This window comes from Micromonospora sp. ATA51, assembly GCF_016802855.1.
In the GTDB taxonomy this organism is placed as follows: Bacteria; Actinomycetota; Actinomycetes; order Mycobacteriales; family Micromonosporaceae; genus Micromonospora; species Micromonospora sicca.
The window spans coordinates 1-4,621 of sequence record NZ_JAEVHJ010000424.1 but is presented as its reverse complement, the minus strand read 5'-3'; the positions used below and the strand labels follow the sequence as shown (position 1 = coordinate 4,621).

Annotated in this window: 4 protein-coding genes and 1 pseudogene; 2 read left to right on the top strand and 3 right to left on the bottom strand. The window is 73.7% G+C overall.

What is annotated here, in order from left to right; all coding sequences use genetic code 11:
• Nucleotides 1–877: serine/threonine-protein kinase (locus JNW87_RS35005; RefSeq protein ID WP_238455167.1), on the bottom strand; the 877-nt coding region annotated here is incomplete at its 3' end.
• Nucleotides 878–1,025: 148 nt separating this feature from the next.
• On the opposite strand from JNW87_RS35005, the gene JNW87_RS35000 reads away from it, so the two are divergent.
• Both JNW87_RS35000 and JNW87_RS34995 read left to right on the top strand, forming a co-directional pair.
• Nucleotides 1,026–1,226: a hypothetical protein gene (locus tag JNW87_RS35000; RefSeq protein ID WP_109805534.1), complete on the top strand. Its 201-nt coding sequence runs from the start codon at nt 1,026–1,028 to the stop codon at nt 1,224–1,226.
• Entirely contained in the window at nt 1,223–2,020 is a 798-nt protein-coding gene (locus JNW87_RS34995) for a site-2 protease family protein (protein WP_109805533.1), read from the top strand. The genes JNW87_RS35000 and JNW87_RS34995 overlap by 4 nt, the downstream gene beginning before the upstream one ends.
• A 48-nt stretch (nt 2,021–2,068) precedes the next feature.
• Here the strand turns inward: JNW87_RS34995 and JNW87_RS34990 are convergent, their stop codons facing one another.
• Both JNW87_RS34990 and JNW87_RS40310 read right to left on the bottom strand, forming a co-directional pair.
• Nucleotides 2,069–3,067, bottom strand: a complete 999-nt coding sequence (locus JNW87_RS34990) for an aldo/keto reductase family protein (protein ID WP_109805532.1) — start codon at nt 3,065–3,067, stop codon at nt 2,069–2,071.
• A 68-nt stretch (nt 3,068–3,135) separates the two neighbouring features.
• Nucleotides 3,136–4,621 (bottom strand): annotated as a pseudogene (locus JNW87_RS40310) (WG repeat-containing protein); the annotation flags it as partial.

The window sequence follows — 4,621 nt, the reverse complement described above, 5'->3', positions numbered from 1 at the left end:
CCGGCACGGCCCACGGCGGCCGGGGCGGCACCGGCACGCTGGCCAGCGTCGCGTCGCGGGCGTCCTGGGCGGCCTCGGCCATGGCGGCGGCGCCCGGGTACCGGTCGGCGGGGCCCTTCTCCAACGCCCGGCGGACCACCTCCAGCACGGCGGGCGGGGTGCCCGGTGGCAGCGGCGCGGGCTCGTCCTGGACGTGCCGCATCGCCACCTGGAGCGGGTTCTCCCCCTCGAACGGCGGGCGACCGGCGAGGCAGTAGTAGGCGACGGCGCCGAGGGCGTACACGTCGGTGGCCGGTGAGACCGGCTGGCCGGCCGCCTGCTCCGGCGACATGTAGGAGGCGGTGCCGAGCACCATGTGGGCGGCGGTGATCCCGGCCATCGTGGTGGACCGGGCGATGCCGAAGTCCACCAGCACCACGCTGCCGTCCCGCTTTACCAGCAGGTTGCCCGGCTTGACGTCCCGGTGGACGATCCCGGCGAGGTGGGCGGCGTGCAGCGCCTGGGCGGCCTGCGCCACCACCGACATGGTGGAGGCCGGGTCGAGCCGGCCGGCGCGGCGGACCCAGGTCACCAGCGGCTCGCCGTCGACGTACTCCATCACCAGGTAGCTGACCTGGCTGCCGTCGGCGAGCGTCGCCGAGCCGAAGTCGTGCACCTGCACGATGCCGGGGTGCCGCAGCGCGGCCATCATCCGTGCCTCGGCGTGGAAGCGGGTGGTGAACTCCGGGTCGGCGACCAGCGACGGCAGCAGCACCTTCACCGCGACCTCCCGGTCGAGCAGGGTGTCGGTGCACCGCCAGACGGCCCCCATGCCACCGGTCGCGATGCGTTCGCTCAGCAGATAGCGGTCGCTGAGCACCACTCCTTGAGTCAGCACCGCGTCACCGTACCGGCCCCCGCCGATCCCGTTGATCCACCCGGTGGCCCGACCGGTAGGTGGTGGGCCCGGCCGTTCCGCGCCCGGCCGACTACGCTTGCGGAGGTTTACGTCCCAGGGGGACGACGGCGGCGAGGGGAGACGCGGCATGGCGTGGAGCTGGCGGTACGAGGGCACGGACGGCAAGTCGGTGGACGGGCCGACGGAGTCGTTCGCGAGCCAGGCGGACGCCGAGTCGTGGGTCGGCCAGACCTGGCGGGAGCTCGCGGCGTCCGGCGTCACCTCCGTCGCGCTCGTCGAGGACGACCGGGTGGAGTACCGGATGAGCCTGCTGCCCCCGACCGAATGATGGGCTACGACCGGCCGGGCGAGCCGCTGGTGCTCGGGGTGCCCCGGGCGGCGTTCCGGCCCAGCCCGGTCTTCCTCGGCCTGGTCGCGCTCTTCGTGACCAGCGGGGTGCTGGCCTGGCAGCGGTACGGCAACGTCCGGTTCGACGTCTTCCTCTTCGTGGTCTCCGGCTGGCTGGTCTCACTCTGCCTGCACGAGTACGCCCACGCGCTGGTCGCGTACCGGTTCGGGGACCGGGACATCGCCCACCGGGGCTACCTGACGCTCAACCCGTTCAAGTACACCCACCCGCTGCTGTCGATCGTGCTGCCGGTGATCGTGGTGTTGCTCGGCGGCATCGGCCTGCCCGGCGGGGCGGTCTGGGTGGACCGGCACGCCATCCCCGGCCGGCTGCGGCACACCCTGGTCAGCCTCGCCGGCCCGGCCACCAACGTGCTGTTCACCCTGGTGCTGGTGTCGGCCCTGCGGATCGGTTTCGGCAACGGCGGCTCGGTGGAGTTCTGGGCCGGGGTGGGCCTGCTGGCGTTCCTCCAGCTCACCGCCAGCGTGCTCAACCTGCTGCCGGTGCCCGGCCTGGACGGCGGCAACATGATCCAGCCGTGGCTGAGCCCGCAGTACCGCCGGATGTACGACCTGTTCGCCCCGTACGGCTTCATCCTGCTCTTCGCGCTGCTGTGGAGCCCGCGGATCGGCGGCTGGTTCTTCGACGCGGTCTTCGCGGTCGCCGACGTGCTCGGCGTGTCGCCCGCCTTCTACTCGGTCGGCTTCGAACTGATCCGCTTCTGGCAGGGCTGAGCGGGCCCGGTCCGGCCGGCGCCAGCGGCCGGCCGGACCGGGCGGCGCTCACGGGCGCTGGGCGGGGGACTCGGTCTTGGCCGCGTCGCGCTCGGTGATCGGCTCGACGATCTCGTCGATCGCCTTGAGCAGGTCGGCGTCGAGCTTCACGCCGGCCGCCTTGACGTTGTCGTGCACCTGCTCGGGGCGGGACGCCCCGACGATCGCCGAGGAGACGTTCGGGTTCTGCAGCACCCAGGCGATGGCGAGCTGCGGCATGGTCAGCCCGGCCTGCTCCGCGAGGGGCTTGAGCCGCTGCACCCGGGTGAGCACCTCGTCGGTCATGAACTTGGCGATGAAGCCCGCGCCGGACTTCTCGTCGGTGGCCCGGGAGCCGGCCGGCGGCGGCTGGCCCGGCAGGTACTTGCCGGAGAGCACGCCCTGGGCCATCGGCGACCAGACGATCTGACCGACGCCCAGCTCCTCGCTGGTGGGGATGACCTCGGTCTCGATGACCCGCCAGAGCATCGAGTACTGCGGCTGGTTGGAGACCAGCGGGATGCGCAGCTCCCGGGCCAGCTGGTGGGCCTCGCGGAGCTGCGACGCCTTCCACTCCGAGACACCGATGTAGTGCGCCTTGCCGGAGTGCACGACGTCGGCGAAGGCCTCCATCGTCTCCTCCAGCGGCGTGCTGTAGTCGTACCGGTGGGCCTGGTAGAGGTCCACGTAGTCGGTCTGCAGCCGACGCAGCGAGCCGTCGATCGACTCCATGATGTGCTTGCGGGACAGGCCGCGGTCGTTGCGGCCCGGGCCGGTCGGCCAGAAGACCTTGGTGAAGATCTCCAGCCCCTCGCGGCGCTCGCCCTTGAGCGCCCGGCCGAGGACCGTCTCGGCCTTGGTGCCGGCGTACACGTCGGCGGTGTCGAAGGTGGTGATGCCGGTGTCCAGGGCGGCCCGGACGCAGGCGGTCGCCGCGTCCTCCTCGACCTGGGAGCCGTGGGTGATCCAGTTGCCGTACGAGATCTCGCTGACCATCAGGCCGGAACGGCCTAGGTGTCGGAATTCCATGCCCCGACCCTAGCCCCGCCGGATCAGGGTCACCCGGCCGCGCTGCCCGGCGTGCCGAGGGGCACCCGTCAGAGCACCGGGCTGGTGTCCGCGAGCAGCTGGTCGATCTCCGCGACCACCTCGCGCGGCTCGGATGCACCGGGTCGATCAGCAGCTCGCCGCGCCGGTCCAGCGCGCCCCAGCGCCCGCCGCCGTCGCCGACCAGGAAGGCGACCGGGTGGATCACCAGCGCCCGGTACGCCGGCTCGACGACCACCCGGCCGGTGCGGTCCACCACGCCCCGGCGGCCGGCCAGCTCCACCACGGCCAGGCCCTCCTCGGTGAAGCCGTCCACGTACCGGCCGTCGGCCAGGGCGGTGGGGAAGCCGTGGTACCGGGTCGGCACGACGAGCTGACCGGTCCGGTCGACCGCGCCCCAGCCGCCCCGGCGGACCGCCGCCAGCCCGCCCCGGAACGGGCGGACGTCCTCGAAGCCCGGCGGGATCTTCACCATGTTCGTCGGGTCGACCGCCATCCAGTTGGCCTTGCCGTCCATCGACACCCAGGCCAGACCGTCGGAGAAGGAGCGCACCGCCCGGTAGCCGTTGTTCGCCTCGATCAGGGCGGCCCCGGAGGTGTCGATCAGCGCCCACCGGGACGCCTCCGGACGGCGTACCCAGGCCATGCCCTCGCGGAACGCCTGCACCTCGGCGTACCGGTGGTCGATCACCAGGTTGCCGTCGACGTCGGCGTAGCCCCAGAGCTCCAGCTCCTCGTCGAAGGTGGGCGCCGGGGCCCGCTCGCCGCCCCGCATCACGTCGCGGTCGCGCGGCCACGGGCCGAACCCGCCGGCCGCGGCCCGCTCCCGGACCGCGTCCAGCGCCACTCCGGTACGCGCGATCAGCTCCGCGTCCCCGCCCTGGCGCAGGTCCAGCGCCCGCTCGAAGTGGTGGCACGCCTCGATCAGCCGGCCCTGGTCGACGCAGGACCGGCCGGCGTGCTCGTGCAGCGCCGCACGCAACCGGTCGGGCAGCTCCGGGGAGTTCGCCTCGGCGAAGAGCCGGTCCGCCTCCGCGTGCTCACCCCGCCAGCGCAGCACCTGGGCGAGCCGCGCACGCGCCAGCGCGGTCCGCCGCAACTCGGCGGTGGCCTCGGCGTACGTGACCGCGAGCCGACCGTCGGCCAGCGCGTCGTCCAGGTCGCCGAGAATCCGCGAGGCCACCGAGCGGAGGCTGAGCAGCCTGGCGCGACTCCGGTTGTCGAGCGCGGTGCCCAGCTTGGCGGTGAGGCCGTCGCGGACCACCCGCAGCTCCTCCGGATCGGTCGCCTCCTCGCGCAGCGTCTCCGGGTCCAGCCGCCACCGGAAGGCGGCCAGCGCCTGCTCCGGGTCCATCGGAGGCGCCGGCGGCTCCGCCTCGGAGGCGCTGTCCGACGGCTCCGTGTCGGAGGTGCTGTCCGGCGGCTCCGTGTCGGAGGTGCTGTCCGGCGGCCTTGGAGGCGCCGCCAACGGCCCCGCGGGCGGGCCGGACACCGGGCGCGCCGCGGCGGACCCGGGCTCTGCGGGCCTGGCGGTCG